The 20,420-nt window shown below is 69.0% G+C and carries 21 protein-coding genes; 7 read left to right on the top strand and 14 right to left on the bottom strand.

What is annotated here, in order from left to right; translation table 11 throughout:
- Together ACFY9N_RS14910 and ACFY9N_RS14905 are read right to left on the bottom strand one after the other, a co-directional pair.
- Window positions 1-1,243 (bottom strand): chaplin family protein (locus ACFY9N_RS14910; protein ID WP_391479594.1); only part of this gene is annotated, 1,243 nt, incomplete at its 3' end.
- Window positions 1,244-1,350: 107 nt separating this feature from the next.
- Entirely contained in the window at window positions 1,351-2,403 is a 1,053-nt protein-coding gene (locus ACFY9N_RS14905) for a hypothetical protein (RefSeq protein ID WP_391479593.1), read from the bottom strand.
- Between the two features lie 551 nt (window positions 2,404-2,954).
- Between ACFY9N_RS14905 and dnaB the strand changes: the two genes are divergently transcribed.
- Both dnaB and ACFY9N_RS14895 read left to right on the top strand, forming a co-directional pair.
- Window positions 2,955-4,301, top strand: a complete 1,347-nt coding sequence (dnaB, locus tag ACFY9N_RS14900; protein WP_391479688.1) for a replicative DNA helicase — start codon at window positions 2,955-2,957, stop codon at window positions 4,299-4,301.
- Complete coding sequence (locus ACFY9N_RS14895; protein ID WP_391479592.1) at window positions 4,301-5,044, top strand: DUF3800 domain-containing protein; 744 nt, start codon at window positions 4,301-4,303, stop codon at window positions 5,042-5,044. The genes dnaB and ACFY9N_RS14895 overlap by 1 nt, the downstream gene beginning before the upstream one ends.
- A gap of 120 nt (window positions 5,045-5,164) precedes the next feature.
- Here ACFY9N_RS14895 and ACFY9N_RS14890 read toward each other — a convergent pair whose 3' ends face one another.
- Genes ACFY9N_RS14890 through ACFY9N_RS14880 form a run of 3 tightly spaced genes read right to left on the bottom strand, consistent with a single transcriptional unit; the run spans window position 5,165 to window position 8,282 of the window.
- A complete protein-coding gene (locus ACFY9N_RS14890; protein WP_391479591.1) occupies window positions 5,165-5,908 on the bottom strand; it encodes a hypothetical protein in 744 nt (247 codons plus the stop codon).
- 47 nt (window positions 5,909-5,955) lie between these two features.
- On the bottom strand, window positions 5,956-6,618 hold the full coding sequence (locus ACFY9N_RS14885) for a response regulator (RefSeq protein WP_391479590.1): 663 nt from the start codon (window positions 6,616-6,618) through the stop codon (window positions 5,956-5,958).
- Complete coding sequence (locus ACFY9N_RS14880) at window positions 6,615-8,282, bottom strand: ATP-binding protein (protein WP_391479589.1); 1,668 nt, start codon at window positions 8,280-8,282, stop codon at window positions 6,615-6,617. The genes ACFY9N_RS14885 and ACFY9N_RS14880 overlap by 4 nt, the downstream gene beginning before the upstream one ends.
- Before the next feature lie 266 nt (window positions 8,283-8,548).
- Here ACFY9N_RS14880 and ACFY9N_RS14875 point away from each other — a divergent pair, with 266 nt between their 5' ends.
- Together ACFY9N_RS14875 and ACFY9N_RS14870 are read left to right on the top strand one after the other, a co-directional pair.
- Window positions 8,549-9,973: a CitMHS family transporter gene (locus ACFY9N_RS14875; RefSeq protein WP_391479687.1), complete on the top strand. Its 1,425-nt coding sequence runs from the start codon at window positions 8,549-8,551 to the stop codon at window positions 9,971-9,973.
- Window positions 9,974-10,086: 113 nt separating this feature from the next.
- On the top strand, window positions 10,087-11,433 hold the full coding sequence (locus ACFY9N_RS14870; RefSeq protein ID WP_391479588.1) for a serine/threonine-protein kinase: 1,347 nt from the start codon (window positions 10,087-10,089) through the stop codon (window positions 11,431-11,433).
- Window positions 11,434-11,435: 2 nt separating this feature from the next.
- Here ACFY9N_RS14870 and ACFY9N_RS14865 read toward each other — a convergent pair whose 3' ends face one another.
- The 3 genes from ACFY9N_RS14865 to ACFY9N_RS14855 all read right to left on the bottom strand — a co-directional run bounded on the left by ACFY9N_RS14865 (window position 11,436) and on the right by ACFY9N_RS14855 (window position 13,148).
- Window positions 11,436-12,029, bottom strand: coding sequence for a DUF998 domain-containing protein (locus ACFY9N_RS14865; protein WP_391479587.1), 594 nt, complete (start codon window positions 12,027-12,029; stop codon window positions 11,436-11,438).
- Window positions 12,026-12,451 carry a DUF5684 domain-containing protein gene (locus ACFY9N_RS14860; RefSeq protein ID WP_391479586.1) on the bottom strand — a complete coding sequence of 142 codons (426 nt, stop codon included), beginning with the start codon at window positions 12,449-12,451 and terminating at the stop codon, window positions 12,026-12,028. The genes ACFY9N_RS14865 and ACFY9N_RS14860 overlap by 4 nt, the downstream gene beginning before the upstream one ends.
- An 82-nt stretch (window positions 12,452-12,533) precedes the next feature.
- The gene (locus ACFY9N_RS14855; RefSeq protein ID WP_391479585.1) at window positions 12,534-13,148 is read right to left on the bottom strand and encodes a TetR/AcrR family transcriptional regulator; all 615 of its coding nucleotides are present in this window, start codon (window positions 13,146-13,148) and stop codon (window positions 12,534-12,536) included.
- Between the two features lie 87 nt (window positions 13,149-13,235).
- Between ACFY9N_RS14855 and ACFY9N_RS14850 the strand changes: the two genes are divergently transcribed.
- Entirely contained in the window at window positions 13,236-13,673 is a 438-nt protein-coding gene (locus ACFY9N_RS14850) for a DUF6069 family protein (RefSeq protein ID WP_391479584.1), read from the top strand.
- 10 nt (window positions 13,674-13,683) lie between these two features.
- Here the strand turns inward: ACFY9N_RS14850 and ACFY9N_RS14845 are convergent, their stop codons facing one another.
- Complete coding sequence (locus ACFY9N_RS14845; RefSeq protein ID WP_391479583.1) at window positions 13,684-14,274, bottom strand: TetR/AcrR family transcriptional regulator; 591 nt, start codon at window positions 14,272-14,274, stop codon at window positions 13,684-13,686.
- Window positions 14,275-14,307: 33 nt separating this feature from the next.
- Between ACFY9N_RS14845 and ACFY9N_RS14840 the strand changes: the two genes are divergently transcribed.
- Window positions 14,308-15,231, top strand: coding sequence for a DMT family transporter (locus ACFY9N_RS14840; protein WP_391479582.1), 924 nt, complete (start codon window positions 14,308-14,310; stop codon window positions 15,229-15,231).
- Between the two features lie 9 nt (window positions 15,232-15,240).
- Entirely contained in the window at window positions 15,241-15,714 is a 474-nt protein-coding gene (locus ACFY9N_RS14835) for a hypothetical protein (protein WP_391479581.1), read from the top strand.
- 3 nt (window positions 15,715-15,717) lie between these two features.
- On the opposite strand, the gene ACFY9N_RS14830 is transcribed toward ACFY9N_RS14835, so the two are convergent.
- The 5 genes from ACFY9N_RS14830 to ACFY9N_RS14810 all read right to left on the bottom strand — a co-directional run bounded on the left by ACFY9N_RS14830 (window position 15,718) and on the right by ACFY9N_RS14810 (window position 20,348).
- Window positions 15,718-16,230, bottom strand: coding sequence for a metallophosphoesterase family protein (locus ACFY9N_RS14830; protein WP_391479580.1), 513 nt, complete (start codon window positions 16,228-16,230; stop codon window positions 15,718-15,720).
- 3 nt (window positions 16,231-16,233) lie between these two features.
- A complete protein-coding gene (locus ACFY9N_RS14825) occupies window positions 16,234-16,560 on the bottom strand; it encodes a sugar ABC transporter ATPase (protein ID WP_391479579.1) in 327 nt (108 codons plus the stop codon).
- 275 nt (window positions 16,561-16,835) lie between these two features.
- Complete coding sequence (locus tag ACFY9N_RS14820; RefSeq protein ID WP_391479578.1) at window positions 16,836-17,732, bottom strand: SDR family oxidoreductase; 897 nt, start codon at window positions 17,730-17,732, stop codon at window positions 16,836-16,838.
- 36 nt (window positions 17,733-17,768) lie between these two features.
- Complete coding sequence (locus ACFY9N_RS14815; RefSeq protein ID WP_391479577.1) at window positions 17,769-19,577, bottom strand: glycoside hydrolase family 15 protein; 1,809 nt, start codon at window positions 19,575-19,577, stop codon at window positions 17,769-17,771.
- Window positions 19,578-19,994: 417 nt separating this feature from the next.
- Entirely contained in the window at window positions 19,995-20,348 is a 354-nt protein-coding gene (locus ACFY9N_RS14810) for a hypothetical protein (protein ID WP_391479576.1), read from the bottom strand.
- Window positions 20,349-20,420: the final 72 nt, after the last annotated feature.

Here is a 20,420-nt window from a genome sequence, read left to right as displayed (position 1 = left end):
CGCTGTCTCCGGTGAGGGAGATGGCGTTGCCGGTGACGTCGACGGGTGCGGTGACCGGTGCGGTGACTTGGGTTCCGCCGAGGATGCCGTCGTCTCCGGTGGTCGTGCTGCCGGTGGTGGGGGCTGCCGGGGCGGTGCCGGTCGTGGTGTTGGTGCCGACGGCGGCGCTGTCTCCGGTGAGGGAGATGGCGTTGCCGGTGACGTCGACGGGTGCGGTGACCGGTGCGGTGACTTGGGTTCCGCCGAGGATGCCGTCGTCTCCAGTGGTCGTGCTACCGGTGGTCGAAGCATCCGTCCACTCGTCGGCCGGGGCCGACGTGCCGACGGCGGCGCTGTCACCGAGGAGCGACACGGCATTGCCGGTGACGTTCACGGGAGCCGTGACCGGGGCGGTCACCTGGCTGCCGCTGAGCACGCCGTCGTCGCCGTCGGTCATGCTCCACGGAGCGGGCAGTGCCTCGAAGTCACCGAGATCGGTTCCCGGCGCCGGAGCGGCCGGAGCCGCCTCGCCGCCGGCTACCGCGCTGTCTCCCAGCAGGGAGATCGCGTTACCGGAGACGTCGATCGGTACCGAGATAGGTGCGACGACCTGCGAGCCGCCGGCGATCGAGTCGTCGCCCGAGGTGCTCGGGGCGGCGGCATCCGTCTGCGGAGCCGAAGGCGCCGGTGCCGCGGCGTCCCCTTCCGCGACGGCGCTGTCACCGAGCAGCGAGATCGAGTTGCCCGACACGGTGACGGGTACGTCGACGCTCACGAGGGCCTGCGAGCCCGACAGCAGCCCGTCGACGCCGTTCGTCGTGATCGACGGAGCCGGTGCCTCGGGGGCCGGTGCCGCAGGAGCCTCGGCCGGTGCGGCCGGTGCAGGAGCGCTCGACGAGTCGCCGAGCAGGCTCACTGCGTTGTCGGTCACGGTGACGGGCACCACGACCTCGACGACGGCCTGCGTTCCGGATGCCGTTCCGGACTCGCCGCCCGTCGAGGGCGCAGGTGCGGGCGCCGGTGCCGGTGCGGGTGCGGGCGCCGGCGCGGGGGCCGGAGCCTGCTGCGCGGAGGAATCCCCGAGCAGGGAGATCGCATTGTCGACGATCGTGACCGGGACCGAGACCGGAGCCTCGACCTGGCTGCCCGAGAGAACTCCGTCGTCTCCCGAGGTGTCTGCCGCGTTCGCGGCGGTTGCGCCGAGCAGGGTGATCCCGCCGGCGAGAAGCGTTCCCCACAGGGCCCGCTTGAGGTAAGTACGCATGATGACTTTCTCCTTGACTGGACTGGGGTGTCTGATGTGGGTGCGCGCGAAGATGTGCGCGCGCAGCACGGCATCTGTCGTCCTCGAGGGGACGACGCGACAACCCGTCAGTCAGGAGAGACGTCGGTGTCGGCGACCAGCGACGTCGGCAGGACGTCGTCGGATGCGCCGGAGGTGCGCTCCACGGCACGGAGCGCGGGAACTCCCGCGTCGGTCAGACCGGCGGGGGAGACAGCGGATGCTCCGCCGGAACTGGCGGAGGAAGACGGGGCGAGGGGGCCGCCGTGGGGAGCGGTGGCGGGTCCTGTGGCGTGGCCGGAGGCGGACACGCCGGTGGCCGGCGTCGTCGTTCCGGAAGGCGTAGAGAATGCAGACTTCTCGATCGGATGCCGGTGCGCGGACGCGTGTGTCGACGCGGTCGCCGAACTCGCAGCATCCGCCACCACTACGCCCGGAACCGCGGAGAACCCGCGATCCGGAGTCAAGGCCGGCGGGATCGCGGTCGGCGGGACGACGGGCGGAAGCGACTCGGTCGGGTCGAGTGCCGTCAGAACCGGCGGAAGGGTGTTCTCGACGACCTCGCCGACGATGGCGGTGGTGTCGTCCACGACGCCGGTGACGCCGTCGAGGAGGTTCGTGACGCCGAGGTCGCGGAGCAGTCCGCCAATGACGGGGAGGGTGGCGACGGCATCCTGCACCGGATCGATGATCTGCGACACCGGGGCGTCCTGCAACAGGTCTGACACCGGGGCGACGACGGCCTCTGCGGTGTCGGTGACCGTCTCGACCACGGGGGTCGCGACTTCGCCCACGACGGGGATCTCGGCGACCGTGTCAGTGACCTCTTCGACGACGGGCGGGACGATCTCGGGAACCGGGGCGACGACCTCCTGCACCACGGGAGCGACGACCTCGTTCACGACGGGGGCGACGACCTGGGTGACGACCGGTTCGGTCACGGCGGTGACGGTGTCGCCGACCGTCGAGACGGTGCCGGTGACGAGTGACGACACTCCGTCGAGAAGCGACGGGTCGTTCTGCTCGTCGGCGTGCGCGGATCCGCCGCCGGTGAGGACCGTGATCGCCGCCCACGCGAGCGCTCCCAGGCCGCCCCACAGGGCGATCGCGGGTGTGCCGCGACGGGATGCTCGAGCGTTCACGTCGACTTCCCCCTCCGAAAGACGATCGTTCCGACGCACGTTGCGTCGATAGGGGCTGACGATACTCCCGGTATATCGCGATGTCCATACCATCTCGCGCGAATCCGATGACAGCTTCCGCAGGATTCGCGGCGTGTCGCGGCGTGACGCGCCCGGTGAAATTCCGGCTTGACTTTCCCCAAGTTCTACACATGTGACACCGAGATGAACAAACCTTCAATGTGCAGTTGAAGCCCGTTTCCATCCACAGGGTGGGGAAACAGGAAAGGCCTGATCCTGATGGAAAAGAAAGTTTGAAGTCTGGGTACTCCACCGGGTTATCCACATGTGTTGTGCACAGACTGTCCGGAGTTGTCCGCACGCTCTCCACAGAGTTATCCACAGGCTGTGTTGCGTGTGGATAACGTCGCTCGTAGCGTGGGCGAGCGACCCAATGTCGGAAGTCCGTGATGTGCTGCGCAGATGGCCTTTCTCGGCCTGCAGTCCACGACACCGCCGAACGTCGCAGCGAAGGGAGCAGCGTGTCGATCGCCGACATCTCAGAAGAGCGCATGGGCGGAAGCCCGCGCGGGCCGGAGCGCACCCCGCCGCACGACCTCCTCGCCGAGCAGAGCGCACTGGGTGGCATGCTGCTGTCGAAGGATGCCGTCGCCGACGTGATCGAGACGCTCAAGGGCGCCGACTTCTACGTGCCGAAGCACGAGCTCATCTTCGAAGCGATCCTCTCGCTCTACTCGCACGGCGAGCCGACCGACGTCGTCGCCGTCACCGACGAGCTCATCAAGACCGGTGAACTCGGGCGGGCCGGCGGCGCCGACTACCTGCACTCGCTCACCTCGATCGTGCCGACCGCGGCCAACGCCGGGTACTACGCCGGGATCGTGTCGGAGCGGGCGATCCTGCGCCGCCTCGTCGACGCCGGCACCCGCATCGTGCAGCTCGGCTACGCGGGCGAGGGCGACGCGACCGACATCGTCAACAACGCCCAGGCCGAGATCTACTCCGTGACCGGAACCGAGACCGCCGAGGACTACGTTCCGCTGACGAACGCCGTCGACGCCGCGATCGAGGAGATCGAGGCCGCGAACGGCCGCGACGGGTCGATGACCGGCATCCCGACCGGGTTCCGCGAGCTCGACGAGCTCACCAACGGCCTGCACGGTGGCCAGATGATCGTCGTCGCCGCGCGACCCGCCATGGGTAAGTCGACACTCGCGCTCGACTTCGCGCGCGCGGCATCCATCGGCCACGACTTCCCGTCGATCTTCTTCTCGCTCGAGATGGGCAAGAGCGAGATCGCGATGCGTCTGCTCAGCGCCGAGGGTGCGATCCCGCTGCAGAACATGCGCAAGGGAACGCTCGACCCCCGCGACTGGACCACCGTCGCGGCGACCCGCGGTCGCATCAACGACGCCCCCCTCTACATCGACGACAGCCCCAACATGACGCTCGTCGAGATCCGCGCCAAGTGCCGCCGCCTCAAGCAGCGCGCCGGTCTGCGCATGGTCATCATCGACTACCTCCAGCTCATGACCTCTGGCAAGCGCGTCGAGTCGCGTCAGCAGGAGGTCTCGGAGTTCTCGCGAAGCCTCAAGCTCATCGCCAAGGAGCTGCAGGTTCCCGTCATCGCCCTGTCGCAACTGAACCGTGGTCCCGAGCAGCGCCAAGACAAGAAGCCCGCGATCAGCGACCTGCGTGAGTCCGGCTCGATCGAGCAGGATGCCGACATGGTGATCCTGCTGCACCGCGACTCGGTCTACGACAAGGACGTGCGCCCGGGCGAGGCCGACCTCATCGTCGCCAAGCACCGTAACGGACCGACCGCCACGATCACGGTGGCGTTCCAGGGTCACTACTCGCGGTTCGCAGACATGGCGCCGGGGGGCGACTTCAACTGATGCCGGGAGGGGACTTCGGGGACTACATCGTCTACGTCGATGAGAGTGGCGACCACAGTCTGAGCACTATCAATCCGGAGTTCCCACTCTTCGTCCTATCGTTCTGCATCTTCCCCGTCCGCGAGTACGTTGATCATTTGGTTCCGAGCGTTCAGTCGCTGAAGTTCGAGTTCTTCGGGCACGACATGGTTGTTCTGCACGAGCGCGAGATCAGGAAGTCCGCGCCACCGTTCGACATCCTGCTCAACGCGCAGGTGCGCGGTCGGTTCATGGAGCGACTGAATCGAATCGTGGAGGACGCGCGGTTCGGTGTTGTTGCATGCGTGATCGACAAGGCAGCTTTCGTAGCTCGTCGAGGTGCGATCAATCCGTATCACGTGGCACTGGAGTTCGGATTGGAGAGGATCTTCTTCCAGCTTCAGCAGCGCGGACAAACAGGGCGACGCACCCGGGTCGTGTTCGAGAGCAGAGGTCGTCTCGAGGATCGCACGCTGGAAAAGGAGTTCCAACGCATCATGGACTCGACACGCGTCAGGGGAATGCGGGAAACGCTGTCGTTCGTCTGTGCGCCGAAGAGTGCGAACAGTTCCGGATTGCAGATCGCTGATATGACCGCGCGCCCGATCGGGCTCCACGTGCTGCGACCTCGGCAAGCCAATCGAGCGTGGGATCTGGTCGGACCCAAGCTCGTGAGATCCCGAGAAGGACGCATGGATGGTTACGGACTCAAGGTGTACCCATGAAAGCGAAAGGCTCCCGGATCTCCGGAAGCCTTTGCCGATCGAGCATTCCCGATCCATTTGCTACAACGATACCTGGCGCAGAGACATTCCCCTACGGATAGTGCGCGATGTTCCCCCAGCTCACGGGAACATCTGCCGCAACAACTCCCAATCTCCCGCCTCAAGCGCCTGAGCCGCGATCGCTCGGGCCTCCGGATGCGCGCGCGGGCCGAGGCCTTCCCACACCCGCTGAGCCTCCGCGAGGTCCTTCGCCGCGACCGCGTTTCGCATGAAGTCGATCGCGTCATAGTAGGGGCCGGTCTGCTCGCCGGGCTGCACGTCGAACGGGCTGTACGGATCGATCCACGGCAGGGTCGGGTCGGGGCGCAGGTAGAGGATGTCGCCCGGATTGATGTTCGCGCGCACGTGGTTGTGCAACTGCACCGTGACGTAGTCGATGCAGAACCTCTCGCCGATAGCGATGGGACTGTCGCCCGGGGCGACCACGTAGGCATAGATCTCGCCGCCGCCGTTCTTCAGCACTTCGCCGTTTGCCAGCTCGGACGGCCCCATCTCCACGAGCTCGCCGAGGAGCTTCGAATGAAACGGCTCGTCGTCGTCGGCCATGATGCTGATCCGCGCGCTCGTCGTGCACTCGCCGGGGCCCCCGGCGGGCACCGAGATACCGTCGCCCAGATCGACCAGATCGTCGTCGGATGCCGGTTCCGCGCTCGAATCCGACGACTCCGGGGTCGACCCCGAAGACGCCCCGAACACCCCGGTAACCCAGGTCGTCGCCCCGAGCATCGCCGGCAGCGCGAGGATGAGTAGCCCCGCGACCACGGCCGCAGAGACGACCATCGTGATCTTCGTCGAACGCTTCATCGTGCACAGCATCCCATCCGCGGCATCACCGGCGCCAGCATCCGGCTCTACCGCTTTCCCACCCGCACGTACCGGTGCTCCGGCCTACCGGTGGTGCCATACCGCAACCGCACCGCGACCTGGCCGCGCGTCGCGAGGGCGGCGAGGTGCCGCTGGGCGGTCGCGCGCGAGATGCCGACGCGCTCGGCGATCTCGGCGGCGGATGCCTCGTCGTCGTCACCGAGTTCGTCGAGGATGAGCTGCTCGGTCGCCGAGCGCGAGACGGTCGCAGGCTCGGCCCCGCCGGCCATGATCGACATGGCGCGATCGATCCGCTCCTGGGTGAGCGCTCCGTCGCCGCCCAGCAGATTGCGCAGGCGCGCGTACCGCCGCAGTCGATCGACGAGCGCTGCGGTGTCGAACGGTTTGGCGAGGTAGGCGAGGGCTCCGGCGCTGAGCGCACGCCGCACGGTCGCGGCATCCGTCGCTGCCGACAGCACGAAGGCGTCGGTCTCGGTGGCCGCGACGAAGCGGATGCCGTCGCCATCCGGCAGATACGCGTCGACCAACAGCAGATCGGGCTGATGCGCGCGCAGCGCCTGGCGGGCGGTGTCGAGCGTGTGCACCGCGTCGAGCGGCATGAACCCGGGCACGCTCGCCACCGCGTCGCGATGCAGGCCTGCCACGCGGAAGTCGTCGTCGATCACGAGCACGCGGATGTCATCGCTCACTGTTCCTCCAGATGGTGGGTATCGTCGGGCGGCCGGACCGCCGAGGGGAGGCGGGCGCCGAACACCGCACCTCGGCCGTCGCCGCCGGCCGAGATCAGCCACACGTCGCCGCCGCGGCGGCGCGCGAGATCGCGCGAGAGCGGCAGCCCGTAGCCGTGGCCGTGCACGGGTCCTGCATCCGACGTATCCGCTGCGCTCGGGCGCACCGCGATCGTCTCGGTCGTCGGCGCGAAGGGGTCGCGATCCGGGGGCGCGATGCCCGCGCCCGAATCGGCGACGGCCAGCACGAGTTCCGCTCCGTCGGTGAGGAGGGTGATCTCGACCCGTCGCGGTGCGGCGCCCGCGACGGCGGCGCGGATCGCGTTGTCGATCAGGTTGCCCAACACGGCGGCGGTGTCTTCAGCGGCGGTCACCTCGCCGAGCAGCAGCGTGTCGTCGGTGATGACCAGCGCGACGCCGCGCTCTCGAGCCGTGACCGCGGTCGCGCCCAGGAACGACTGCAGGAACGGATCGGGCACGCGCTCGATGCCCTCGAGATCGACGCCCACCGAGCCGCGGTGCGTGAGCTCGTCGAGGAAGGCACGGGCCTCGGTGCCCCGGTCGGCGTCGAGCAACCCCGAGACCACGTGCAGTCTGTTGGCGAACTCGTGCCGCTGCACGCGCAGCGCCTCGGTCGTCGCGCGGACGGTCTCGAGACGACCGGCGAGGGCTTCGATGTCGGTGCGATCGCGCACGACAACGACGACTCCGAGCGGGCGCGAGTCGCGCACGACCGGACGCGCATCGAGATACAGCACCCGGTCGCCGACCACCGTCTCGGCGCTCGTGCCCCGACCGTCGAGCAGGCGATGCAGGGTGTCATCGAGGGGGAGGGAGTCGGCGCTGCGCCCGACGGGGGAGTCGAGCCCCAGCATCCGCTCCGCCGCGCTGTTGCAGACGCGCACGACACCATCCGGGTCGACGGCGAGCACGCCGTCGCCCACCCCCTCGAGCACGGCGGCCTGGTTCTGCACGAGTGCCACGAGGTCTTCGGGCTGCAGGCCGAGCGTGAGGCGCTCGAAGCGGCGCCGCACCAGCAGTGTGGCCAGTGCCGCCAGCGCGAGAGCCGTGACGCCGGCGACCGCGATCGTCGCGATCAGTGCGGGCAGCTCGTCGAACACGCTCGCGCGCTCGAAGCCGACACTGATCTCGCCGACCGGCGGCTCGTCGGGGGCGTCGTAGATCGGCACCTTCGCACGCGCCGATTCGCCGAGCGTGCCCACCTCCCAGTCGACGACCTCGGTTCCGCGCAGCACCTCTTCGAACGGCGTCGAGACGACCTGGCCGAGCAGATCCTGATTGGGGTGGGCGAGGCGGATGCCGTGGTCATCCGTGATCACGACGAACAGCGCGTCGGTGCGGTCGGCGACAGCAATCGCGATCTGCTGCAGCGTGCCGTCGCGCAGTGCGGCGGCCTCGGGAGTGCCGGGATCGGCGGAGAATTCGGCGACGAGCTGACGCACGTCGGGGTCTTCGGCGAGCGTGCGGGCGATGTTGAGCGCCGTGGCCTCGGACTCGGCCCGCAACTGCTGCACACCCAGCCATCCGAAGACCAGGGTGCAGACGGCCACGACCGCGGCGACGGTCGCGAGCTGCACGAGCAGCAGTCGGGTGGCGAATCGCACGGTGGCACCTCCCTCGACTCCGTTGTGAGCACAATGCGCAGAACACACGCTACGCGCACAACGTGCGGCAATGCGACTTAGCGCGCGCGGCATCCGCGGTCGACCTAATCTCTCGGGATGCGCCCCACGCGGCGCCCCGCTCTGATGCACGACGCGACGAAGGAGTCGATGTGAACGTGGAACCCGCAATCCTGCTCTCCGCCGAGGAGGGCTACGCGACCGCATTCCTGCCGCCCGAGGGCGTGCTCGTGGCCCTTGGGTTCACGATGGTGCTGGTCTTCATGGCGCTCATCATGACCCGGCGGCTCACCCCGATGGTCGCCCTGATCCTCGTGCCGACGGTCTTCGGCCTGTTCGCGGGAGCCGGTCTCGGCCTCGGCGAGATGATCATCGACGCGATCTCGGACATGGCCCCGACGGCCGCGCTGCTGATGTTCGCCATCATGTACTTCGGCATCATGATCGACGTCGGCCTCTTCGATCCGCTCATCCGCTTCATCACCCGACTGCTCGGCGACGACCCGGCCAAGATCGTGCTCGGCACGGCGATCCTCGCGGGCGCGGTGTCGCTCGACGGCGACGGCTCGACGACCTTCATCATCACCACCTCGGCGATGCTGCCCATCTATCTGAAGCTCGGCATGAACCCCGTCGTGCTGACCTGCGTCGCCGGCCTCATGAACGGCACGATGAACATCGTTCCCTGGGGTGGCCCGACGGTGCGCGCCGCGACCGCGCTCGGCCTGCAGCCCACCGACGTCTTCGTGCCGATGCTGCCCTCGCTGGGTGCCGGACTCATCGTCGCCCTGCTGTTCGCCTGGTTCCTCGGGCTGGGAGAGCGCAAGCGCCTCGGCAGCATCGATCCCGAGCGCATCGGCGGTGGAGCCGGCGGCGGCTCGAAGATGTTCCGCGGCGGCAACGCCACCCCGGGCGCGCGGGCCACGCTGCGCACCGGCAACATCGTCACCCTCGCGGGCGGCCGCGGAGGCCTGCCGGCGGCGACGGCACTGCTCGACCGGGAGGACACGGCGATGGCCGACACCATGCTCGACCCGAACCGCGCCACGCTGCGACCGAAGCTCATCTGGGTCAACCTCGTGCTCACGGCGGCCGTGATGGTGCTGCTCGTCGCCGACATCTTCCCGCTCGCCTACGTCTTCATGGTCGGCGCGGCGATCGCGCTGGTGATCAACTTCCCCAAGCTCAAGAGCCAGGCCGACGAGATCGTCGCCCACGCCCCGAGCATCGTCGGCGTCGTGTCGATGGTGCTCGCGGCCGGCGTGCTCGTGGGCGTGCTGAACGGCACTGGCATGGTCGACGCGATGGCCGGGTGGATCACGACGGCGATCCCCACCGCACTCGGACCCTTCCTCGCGGTGATCACCGGCATCCTCTCCATTCCGCTCACGTTCTTCATGTCGAATGACGCGTTCTACTACGGCATCCTGCCCGTGCTCGCGCAGAGCGCCGAGCACTTCGGCATCGAGCCGGTCGAGATGGCCCGTGCCTCGATCACCGGCCAGCCCGTGCACCTGCAGAGTCCGCTAGTGCCGGCGATCCTGTTGCTCGTCTCGCTCGCCAGCGTCAACCTCGGCGACCACCACAAGAAGGTGCTGTGGCGCGCGTGCGCGGTATCGCTCGTGATGCTCGCGGTCGGCGTGCTGGTGGGGGCGGTGCCGCTCGCGGCGTGAGGGCGACCCGGCGCCCGCGGCAGGCATTCAGCGATCCGACCCCGCGTCAAGGGTGATCCGTATTCTCTTCCGGCCCACTAGCGTCGACCCATCGATGGGTGGAGGAACGCACGATGGCTTTCGAAGTGGTCTCACCGACCGCCGCGCTGCTCGACGCGCGCTACCTCCTGCAGGACCGCGTCGGGCAGGGCGGCATGGGCACGGTCTACCGTGCGGAGGACACGCGTCTCGAACGTGTCGTCGCGATCAAGATGATCCATCCCGACGACGGCGCGGTCGACGCGATCGAGCGCGCGCACACCGAGAAGGCTCTCCTCGCGTCGCTCAGTCATCCGAATCTCGTCACCCTCTTCGACGCGCAACTCGACCCGGATCGCCCGCAGTATCTCGTGATGGAGTACGTCGACGGGCCGACGCTCGCGGCGCGCATGGCGCACGCTCCATTGCCTGCGCGCGAAGTGGCGTTTCTCGTGCGCGACATCGCCGAGGGACTCGCCGCCGCGCACGCCGCCGGCATCGTGCACCGCGACGTCAAGCCGTCGAACGTGCTCCTGTCGCGACGCACGACGCGAAGCGGAGGGGCGTGGACGGCGAAGCTCGCCGACTTCGGAATCGCCCAGCGCACCGACGATCCGTCGACCACCACACCGGGCATCGTGCTCGGCACGCTCACGTACATGGCGCCGGAACGACTGCGTGACGCCGATCCCGGGACACCGGCAGATGTCTTCTCGCTGGGCCTGGTCGCCATCGAGGCGCTGACCGGCGAGGCGGCCTACACGCCGATCGGCTCGGGTCGCGCGGCGGCGATCGCCCGGCTGGCCGCACCGCCCGAGATCCCCGCGCACATCGAGGGGGAGTGGCGTGATCTGCTCGAGCGGATGACCAGCCTCGACCCCGCCGAGCGCCCCACCGCCGCCGAGGTCGCGCGGTCCGCGCGACGGCTCGTGCGCGGCGAATCGGCGCAGCGCGTCGTAGCTCCGGTGGCCGCTGTCGCGGATGCCGTCGACGAGTCATCGGCGACGAAGACGGCGATCCGCCCGGTGAGCGCCGATCGTCGTCCCCGGCGGCGCGCGCTCGCCGCAGGTGCCGCTGCGCTCGCGATCGGCGGTTTCGCGCTGGTCGGCGCGGCGGCGCTGAACGGTGAGGATGCCGGCGCATCGAGCACGGTGTACGACGCGGTGATCAGCGCGGTCACGCCCGTCGAAGCGGTCGACGACGGCGGTGCCGAACAGCAGACGCCGGATGCCGTCGTCAGCGAGCCCGTCGTCAGCGAGCCCGTCGTCGACGCACCCGTCACCCCCGTCGATCCGGCCGACAGCGTCGGCCACGATCCGGCTCCGGCATCCGACGACACGGCATCTGTGGGCGACGACGGAAACGGCAACAACGGCAACGGGAACAACGGAAACGGTCGTCCCGACCACGCGGGCAAACCCGGCACAGGCGCGAAGGATTGACCTCAGAGGGCGGTCAGCGCGCCGGCACTCACTGCCATCCACGCGAACATTCCGACGTAGATGACGCGTTCGGCCAGACCGAAGACAGGGCGCAACGCCGTGATCGTCCCCGCGAGGATCGTCACCGCGCTCGCCGCCGTCATCACCCAGCCGAGCAGGGTCGCGGTGGTCGCCGCCGTATCGAGTCCGGCCGCCGAGAATGCGATGCCGGTCATGAATCCACCGACGGATGCCGCAGCGAATGCGCCGAAGGCGAGCAGGTTGTGACGGCGGCCCGTCGCCGTGCGGGGTGCGTCCGCGGCATCCATCGGGACCCAGCTGATCGGAGCGCGCGTCAACGCGAGCGCGACCAACGCGATCACCGCGGCAAGTGCTGACGGGATGCCTGCCGTGATGAGCGCGGTCGCGAGGGCGATCGCGGCGATCGCGGTCGCGACGGTCTGCACGCGGTAGAGCGCGCTCCAGCGCGAAATACCGTACGCGCTGACCGGGTCGCGCAGGGGCGAGAGTCCGCTCGGCACTACGTGCAGGGCGATCAGGGCGATGACCGCGACTGCGACGCCGACGAGGGCGAGTACCGCTAGTGCGGTGGTCATGCGGGCGCGGCTGTGGGCGTGGCCGCTGCGTATCCCGACGCAGGCACCAGCGGCGTGTGCTGCGGTCGCCACACCGACGAATCCCAGGCGAGGATGCCGTACCAGACCGGCGTCAGCAGGATCGCGAGGATGTAGAAGGCCCCGGGCTTGCCGAACGCCTGCTGGATCTTGAAGCCGGCGATGATGAGGAACACCAGATAGAGGATCGTGCCGACCACCGGGATCAGTCCGATCAGCACCCACCACCCCTTCTGCCCGCCCAGCTGCAGCACGCGCCAGGTGTTGAGGATCGGCACCCACGCGGGCCACGCCTTCAGTCCGGCTTTGCGGAAGATCGCCATGAGGGCGAATCCGTAGAAGACGTACACGGCCAGCCCGCTCACGAGCGACCAGACATACGCCACGGTCAGATCGACGGTCATCGCAGCATCCATCACGCATCCCCCTCAGTCACCGATATATCACTGCTGTCGCGCAACAGTATGGCGGAAAGAGGGGGCTGCGTCACTCCTTTTCCGGAGACGGCGACGGCACGGCGCGCAGCGCAGGGAGTATCACGGCATCCACCAGCTCGGCGACCGCCGCGGGCTCGAGCGCACGCTGACGCAGACTGACGCTGCCGAACGCCGCGGTCGGCACGATTCCGGCGATGACCCGCACCGGGACATCCCTGGGCACGGCGCCGCGCTCGATCCATCTCTCGATCACGGCGACCAGGGCGGCGACGGGCGGCTCGCCGATCGTGCGGTAGGCGATGTCGCGCAGCTCGGGGTTGCGACCGAGCTGGCTGAGCAAGCTGGCGAGAACCTGCGACGAGCGTTCATCCGCCTGGGCGAAGTGCATCGCCACGGCGATCAGATCGTCGCGCAGGTCTCCGGTGTCGGGGAGGTCGGTCGTGACATGCAGGGCGCGCACCGCGGCGACGACGAGATCGGTCTTCGTCTCCCATCGCCGGTAGATCGCCGACTTGCCGCACTGAGCTCGTGCGGCGACCGCGGCGATCGTGGTGCCGGCGTAGCCGACTTCGATGAGCAGGTCCTGCGTCGCGACGAGGATGCCGCGTTCGACCTCCGGGTCGCGGGGGCGTCCGGTCGTCTTCGGTGCAGCGTCGGTGTCCACGAGAAGTCATTGTACATTTCGGGACTCGTTGGTACCGTAAGCAATAACGGTACCAACCGGAACCGTTATGCCGAACAGGGAGTCCTCATGACCGCCACCGCTCGCCTCGCTCGTTCCTCCCGATCGTCGCGCACGCGTGCGGCTGTGATCGTCGGGGGAGCGGCGCTCATCGCCGTCGCCCTCAATGCCCTCGTCTCGTGGGTGGCCGTGTCCTGGGGGGCACCGGCCACCTACGGGCCGCTCACCCTCCCCGCCCACGGCCTCTTCACTGTTCTGGGCGTGGTCGGGGGCTGGGTGGGATGGATGCTCGTGCGTCGTCGCGCGCAGACCCCGGATCGGATGCTGCGGCTCCTCGTCCCCGTCGTGACGCTCGTGTCGTTCGTGCCCGACGTGCTGCTGCTCGCCTTCGGATTCATTCCCGGCACCACGACGCTCGCCGTGCTCGCCCTGATGGTCATGCACATCGTCGTCGTCGCGGTGGCGGTGCCCGCCTACGTGCTCGCCTCCCGCGGTCCGCGCGGCTGACGGGTGGCGCTCAAGCGCGGGCGAGCAAGGACTCGGCCCATCCGCGCGCAACCACGAACGGCTCCGCGAACGTCGCCATGCCGACCGTGACGATCGCCCCCTCGTAGAGCAGCATCATCGCCTCGGCCATCGCCCGATGATCGCGGATGCCGGCCTCGGCGCAGAGCTCGTCGAAGAGGTCGAGCAACCAGGCCTTCTGGCGCGACACCTCGGGGAAGACCGGGTGGTCGTCGTTGCCCTCGCCGATCTCGGCGCGGGCGTTGATCGCGCTGCACCCCTTCGGGCTGTTCTCGTCGGACCAGGTGATCGCCGCGTCGAAGATCGCGAGTACGCGATCGAGGCCCGGTTCCGGAACCCGGGCGAGGTGCGCGGCGACGTGGTCGCGCCAGCGGGCATCGCGGTGCTGCAGGTAGGAGACGACGAGCGCCTCTTTCGAGCCGAACCGGTCGTAGAGCGTCTTCTTGGTGACACCGGCGACCTCGGCGATCGTGTCGACACCGACCGCATGGATGCCGCGCTCGTAGAACAACAGTGAGGCGGCGTCGAGCACGCGGCGCGCCCCGGGGGTCAGGGGGGCGAGGTCGGGAACGGGCGTGGCCATGCAAAAAGTATACCAACCTGTATAGTCGAACGCATGAGTAAACAGATCGGTGTACTCCGTGCGGGGGTGAGCGTCGCGGCTGCTGTCGCCTTCATCGTCACGTGGAGCTCGGGATTCATCATCCCCGCGTTCGCCACGGTCGACGTCGACGCGCTCACCCTGCTCGTCTGGAGGTTCGTTCCCCTGGCGATCGTGCTCCTGGTCGTCGTGCGCCTCTCGGGCGCGGCGACGGGCATCACCCGCCGCGAGGTGGGGACCCAGGCACTGATCGGGCTCTTCGCGCAGTTCGGATACTGCGCCGCCGTCTACGGGGCAGTCGCGACCGGGATCGCCACGGGCACGGTCGCCCTCATCGATGCGGTCCAGCCTCTCGTCGTCGCCGTGCTGGTCGGGCCGATCCTCGGGCTGCGCGTGCGCGGATCGCAGTGGGCGGGGCTCGCGCTCGGCGCCGTCGGCGTGCTGCTCGTGGTGCGCTCGCAGTTCGGGTCATCCGACGCACCCCTGATCGCCTACCTTCTGCCGGCCACCGCCATGGTGTGCCTCATCGTCGGCACATTCCTGCAGCGGCGGTCGGGGGTGCAGACCGGCGTGCTCGTGACGCTCGCCATCCACGTCACCGTCACCGCCGCACTGCTGCTCGTGATCGCCGCGGCGAGCGGGTCGCTCGTGCCCCCGGCATCCGCCTCGTTCTGGTTCGCCGTCGTGCTCACCGCACTGTTCCCGACGCTCGCCGCCTACGGTCTGTACTGGTGGCTGCTGCGACGCGTCGGCATCACCGCGCTGAACGCCCTGCTCTTCCTCATCGCCCCGGCGACCGCGCTCGCCGGCACCGTCCTCCTGGCCGAACCACTCACGATCGTGACCATCGTCGGCTTCGCGCTCTGCGGCCTGGGCGTCGCGATCGTGCTCCGCGGCGAGGCGGCGACGCGGCGTGAGGAGCCGGCGCTCGCGCCCTAGGCTGGCGGCATGGCCTGGACACTCGAGCAGATCGCCGCCTACCTCCCGCAGCTGAGCAGCCCCGATGAACCGATCCGCTACTCGATGGCCGGTACGCGCATCACGGCGCACTGGGACGTCGCGCACGTCGCCTACGTCGCTCTGCTCGGCGGCGGCACGATCGACGAGCAGTACACGCTCACGGTCGATCTCGACCCCCAGAAGCTCGAGTACTCCTTCGACGAGCACAAGACCACGTTCGAGACCCAGGGCGGCATCGACAGCGGCGGGCTCTCGTTCGGGATGAAGAAGACCACGTTCCGCGGAAAGATGAAGACCTACTCGTACCGGTCTGGTGTCGGCACCCACGTCTCGGGTGGCGACACGAACCACACCTACAACTACGTGTTCGAGGACTCCCGCATCAAGCAACCGCTCTTCGGCCTGCTCGCGCACGCCGGGTACGCGCAGAAGCGCGGGTTCTTCGCGCGCCTCTTCGGCTGAGGGTCAGGCCCGCTCGACGGGCACGAGTGCGACATCGCGCAGCTCGTCGCCGTCGATGACGGCAGTCATCAGGGTGCAGACGGGTTGACGGCGGCGATCCGTGGGCGATCCTGGATTCAACAGGCGGATGCCGCGGGGCGTCCGCGAGTCCCACGGGATGTGGCTGTGGCCGAACACGAGGAGGTCGAGCACGGCATCCGGATAGGTGGCGTCGATCCGGCGCTCGCGGCCGGAGGCGGCACCGGTCTCGTGAACGACGCCCACGTTGAGCCCTTCGATCCGCTCGGCGGCGAACTCCGGCATCCGCTCGCGCAGGTCGTCGCCGTCGTTGTTGCCCCACACGCCGATCAGCCGTTCCGCTCGGGCGTCGAGGGCCTCGAAGGTCGCGAGATCGACCCAGTCGCCCGCGTGGATCACGGCATCGGCTCGGTCGACCTGCCGCCAGACGTCGTCGGAGAGGCGCTTCGCCCGCGCGGGCACGTGCGTGTCGGCGAGCAGCAGCAGTCGCGTGGCCACCGGTCAGAGGTCGTTGGGCGAGAGGTCGCCCTCGCCGTCTTCGCCGATCTCGGCGACGACCGGGTCGCCCTCCTGCGTCTCGGGCTGGAGTCCGCTGGTCGGGAGGTCGGCTGCCGGGATCTCGTCGTCCTCCGAGGGGATCTCGTCGGGGTCTGCTCCGGTCGCAGTGCTCTCCTCGATGTCGGCACCGGCGTCGAGAGCCTCGGTGCGCTCCCACTCGGCCTGCGACGGGTCGTCGGACGGGTCGGCGAACGACGTCGCCTCCTCGTCTCGGAGGGGCTGGACGCTCTCGGGGGTCGAGTCGATGCGGCTGTCGCTGGCGTCGGTCATGGTGTCCTCCGTGGATCGTCGGTGCGAGTGGTTCCAGCCTGTCGGGGCGGATGCCGTAGCGCGACGGGCTTGACCGGTGAGGAGGTGCGGGGTACAGGCCCTTCGTCTCGCTGCGCTCGCTCAGGAACCGAGGTGGTGAACGGTTCCTGAGCGAGGAGCGGAGCGACGAGACGAAGGGCGCTCAGGAACCGGGGTGGTCGGCCCTTCGTCTCGCTCCGCTCGCTCAGGAACCGGGGTGGTCGGCGGAGCGACGAGACGAAGGGCCGGTGCGGCGGTCAGGGGGTCGGCATCCCGCCGTTCACGTTGAGCGTCTCGCCCACGACGTAGCTCGACTCCGCCGACGCGAGGAACACGTAGGCGGGCGCGAGCTCGGCCGGCTGCCCCATGCGCCCGAGCGCGGTCTGCTCGCCGAACTCGTCGATCTTCTCCTGCGGCTGACCGTCGCTCGGCTGCAGCGGCGTCCAGATCGGCCCCGGCGCCACGGCGTTCACGCGGATGCCCTTCGGCGCGAGCTGCTGCGCCAGACCCTTCGTGAAGGCGTTGATCGTGGCCTTGGTCGAGGCGTAGTCCACGAGGATGTCCGACGGCGAGTACGCCTGGATCGACGTGGTGTTGATGATCGCCGACCCTGCGGGCAGGTGCGGGAGCGCCGCCTTGGTGATCCAGAACATCGCGTACACGTTGGTCTTGAACGTGTCGTCGAACTGCTCGTCGGTGATGTCGCCGAGCGTGTCCTGATAGATCTGCTTGCCGCCGTTGTTGACGAGGATGTCGAGGCCGCCGAGCGCGCCCACCGCCTCGGCGACGAGCGTGCGGCAGTACTCTGGGTCGCGCAGATCGCCGGGGATGGTGGCGACCTTCGCGCCCGCTTCGCGCAGGATGCCGGCGATGCGCGACGCGTCCTCCTCTTCCTCTGGAAGGTAGGAGAGTGCGACGTCGGCGCCCTCGCGGGCGAAGGCGATCGCCGTGGCGGCGCCGATGCCGGAGTCGCCACCGGTGACGAGCGCCTTGCGGCCGGTCAGGCGGCCGGTGCCGCGGTAGCTCTCCTCTCCCAGGTCGGCCTTCGGGGCGAGATCGGCGTCGAGGCCCGGCTCGGGCATGTGCTGCTTCTGCGGCTCGATGTCGGCGTACAGCGCAGCGGGGTCGGTGAAGGTGTACTGGTCACGGGACATGGTGTGTCTTCCCTTCTCTGGTTTCCTGTCGGTCGGTCAGGTCTGGTCGCGAAGCAGTTCGTCGGGGACGACGTCGCGGATGGTCATGGCGGAGGTGAGGAATGCGAGGTGGCTGAGCGCCTGCGGGGTGTTGCCCCAGGCCGAGCCGTCGTCGGCGTCGATCATCTCGGCGTAGATGCCGACGTCATTGGCGTGGCCGATGAGGTCGCGCATGAGGGCGAGAGCCTCGTCGTGGCGGCCGACGCACGCGAGTGCCTCGGCTCGCCAGAACGCGCACGCCACGAACGTCTTCTCCTCGGCATCCACCCGGCTGTATCGATAGAGCAGCGGGCCCGCACCGAGCTCGTCGGTGAGGGCGTCGATCGTCGACGACATGCGCTCGCCGCGGTCGAATCCCGACGGGGCATGCAGCAGCACCGAGGCGTCGAGTTCGTCGGAGCCGGCGTAGAACACATACGCCCCGCGTTCAGCCGACCAGCCGTTCTCCTCGATCCACGTGCGGATGCGTTCGCGCTCCGCCCGCCAGCGATCGGCGCTTCCGGGGATCGCTCCGGCATCCGCCAGCGCCACGGCATCGTCGAGCGCCTTCCAACAGCCCATCTTCGACGACGTGTAGTGCCGGATCTCCGGGAGCTCCCACATACCGGAGTCGGGATTGCGCCACAGATCGCATGTGCGGTCGGCGATGCCGGCCAGCATCCGCGCGGTGCCGATGTCGAGCACGTTGCCCGCATCGACGTACGTCCGGCAGATCGAGATCAGGTCGCCGTAGACGCCGAGCTGCAGCTGATCCCCGGCGGGATTCCCGGTGACGACGGGACGGATGCCGCGCCACCCCGCCACGTTGTACTCGTGCGGCTCGGGCACGAGATCTCCGTCGAGCGTGTACATGACGTGCAGGTCGGGACCGTGATCGCGGATCGTGCGCAGCATCCACGACAGCGCCGCCTGGGTCTCTTCGCGCAACCCGAAGCGCACGAGCGCATGCGCCGTGTATGCCAGGTCGCGCACCCACGCGTGGCGGTAGTCCCAGTTCTTGCCGCCGGCGGGGTTCTCGGGCAGCGACGTGGTGGCGGCCGCGGCGATCGCACCGGAGGGGCTGTAGATCAGCAGCTTGAGGGCGAGCGCACTGCGCTGTACGTGCTCGGCCCACGGTCCGTCGTACGAGAACACGGTCGACCAGTGCGTCCAGTTGTCGATGGTGCGATCGATGCCGAGGTCGACGTTGCGCGGGTCAGGAAGATGCAGCGGCTCGTCGTGCGTCGCGGCGAGTGCGAGAAGGTGTCGCGAGCCGGGAGCGGTGGTGAAGGTGCCCTCGAGGCGCGGGCCGGTCGTTCCGTCGGCGTCGGGCTCGGCGGGGCCGTGTGCGAATCCGACCACCGCGAAGGCTGTCGCTCCGCTGCGTACGACGTCGCCGTGCGACGTGCGTTCGATCCACGGCGCGGCCGTCTGCAGCGACGAGCCGGGCTGCACGCACCAGCGCATCGCGACCTCGCCCTCGAGGCCCTCGATGCGGCGGGCGAGCTCCGCCCAGGGCAGGCGTCCCGCCACTCCCGACACCAGCGCGTCGGTCACCCGCACCGCGCCGGCATCCGTCGTGAAAGTCGTCTCGAGCACATTCGTCTCCGGGACGTACCGCCGTTGGGTGCGGAACTCCGCGACCGGACGGAGCTCGAAGCATCCGCCCGTCTCCGCGTCGAGGAGGCGCGCGAACACCGGCAGGTCGGTGAGATCGGGGAGCGGAAGCCAGTCGATGCAGCCATCCGTGCCGATCAGTGCGACGGTGCGGCCGTCGCCGATCGGGGCATAGGTCTCCAGGGGGCGACCGGTGGGGGAGGAGGGCATGTCGCCATCGTGCGCCGAGACGGTCGAAGGGGCAAAAGCCTTGCGCGATTCCCGCGCACTCGCTATCGCGCGGGAGGGGCGGATGCGTCGGCATCCGTCCCGTCGTCCTCCCATAGCAGCACGTGTCGAGGTGCGTCAACGGTCGGGTGCCGATGTGGCCGAATCCGGGCGTGCTCCTAGGCTCGGAACACAACGAGTCGGCCCTGCCGGTTCTGCGTCGGTCGAACCGGAAGGCTCGCCCAGGTGCTCTCTCGGGCCGGGGTGCCCAGGGGAGAGCGTCCCGCTCTGGGATCTCTCATCGGCTTTGCCGGTCCTCCGTCTCGGGCGGCGGAGGACCGGACTGTTCCCCTCCGCCCTCCACCGGGTCCTGAGAAGGACTGGGTCCCTGAGCCTGTCGAAGGGCCCCGCTCCGCTCGATCAGGGCCGAGGCACCCCGGTCTCGAGGTCGAAGTCGACGGTCCACTCCCCGCCGTCGTCGTCGGCATCGCCGTCGGCCGCGGTCCGCTTCGGGTAGAACGGGTGCGAGCGCAGGCGCTCGGCGTGCTCGGAGAAGTCCGGGTCGTCACCCTCGGACGCGTGCGGACCCACGAGCACGTCGTTCCCGACGCCGACGACGAGTTCGGCGAGATCCTCTTCTCCGTCGACGACGATCGGGATCTGCAGTGCCTGCGATCCCCCCTCGTTCGCGATCTCGGCGGCGAGGACGACGAGAGCGTCCGCGACGTCTTCGGTGGTGACGAGCTGTTGACCGGCGTAGGAGACGAGTTTCATGGCGTCAGCCTGTCAGGCATCCGGCCGGAGCGGACCGGGGTTGCGCCGGGCGCTGCCGACCGGGTAGCGCGA

This window comes from Microbacterium sp. NPDC008134 (assembly GCF_042957055.1).
Taxonomy (GTDB): domain Bacteria; phylum Actinomycetota; class Actinomycetes; order Actinomycetales; family Microbacteriaceae; genus Microbacterium.
This window is presented reverse-complemented; position numbering and strand designations above follow the sequence as displayed.

Bases quoted from the DNA above. Each gene is read 5' to 3' on its own strand.
- ACFY9N_RS14860 (WP_391479586.1), bottom strand. From the start codon at position 12,451: ATGACCGTCGATCTGACCGTGGCGTATGTCTGGTCGCTCGTGAGCGGG.
- ACFY9N_RS14835 (WP_391479581.1), top strand. From the start codon at position 15,241: ATGGCCTGGACACTCGAGCAGATCGCCGCCTACCTCCCGCAGCTGAGC.
- ACFY9N_RS14810 (WP_391479576.1), bottom strand. From the start codon at position 20,348: ATGAAACTCGTCTCCTACGCCGGTCAACAGCTCGTCACCACCGAAGAC.
- ACFY9N_RS14825 (WP_391479579.1), bottom strand. From the start codon at position 16,560: ATGACCGACGCCAGCGACAGCCGCATCGACTCGACCCCCGAGAGCGTC.
- ACFY9N_RS14865 (WP_391479587.1), bottom strand. From the start codon at position 12,029: ATGACCACCGCACTAGCGGTACTCGCCCTCGTCGGCGTCGCAGTCGCG.
- ACFY9N_RS14845 (WP_391479583.1), bottom strand. From the start codon at position 14,274: ATGGCCACGCCCGTTCCCGACCTCGCCCCCCTGACCCCCGGGGCGCGC.
- ACFY9N_RS14820 (WP_391479578.1), bottom strand. From the start codon at position 17,732: ATGTCCCGTGACCAGTACACCTTCACCGACCCCGCTGCGCTGTACGCC.
- ACFY9N_RS14815 (WP_391479577.1), bottom strand. From the start codon at position 19,577: ATGCCCTCCTCCCCCACCGGTCGCCCCCTGGAGACCTATGCCCCGATC.
- ACFY9N_RS14850 (WP_391479584.1), top strand. From the start codon at position 13,236: ATGACCGCCACCGCTCGCCTCGCTCGTTCCTCCCGATCGTCGCGCACG.
- ACFY9N_RS14875 (WP_391479687.1), top strand. From the start codon at position 8,549: ATGGTGCTGGTCTTCATGGCGCTCATCATGACCCGGCGGCTCACCCCG.
- dnaB (WP_391479688.1), top strand. From the start codon at position 2,955: ATGGGCGGAAGCCCGCGCGGGCCGGAGCGCACCCCGCCGCACGACCTC.
- ACFY9N_RS14840 (WP_391479582.1), top strand. From the start codon at position 14,308: ATGAGTAAACAGATCGGTGTACTCCGTGCGGGGGTGAGCGTCGCGGCT.
- ACFY9N_RS14870 (WP_391479588.1), top strand. From the start codon at position 10,087: ATGGCTTTCGAAGTGGTCTCACCGACCGCCGCGCTGCTCGACGCGCGC.
- ACFY9N_RS14890 (WP_391479591.1), bottom strand. From the start codon at position 5,908: ATGAAGCGTTCGACGAAGATCACGATGGTCGTCTCTGCGGCCGTGGTC.
- ACFY9N_RS14895 (WP_391479592.1), top strand. From the start codon at position 4,301: ATGCCGGGAGGGGACTTCGGGGACTACATCGTCTACGTCGATGAGAGT.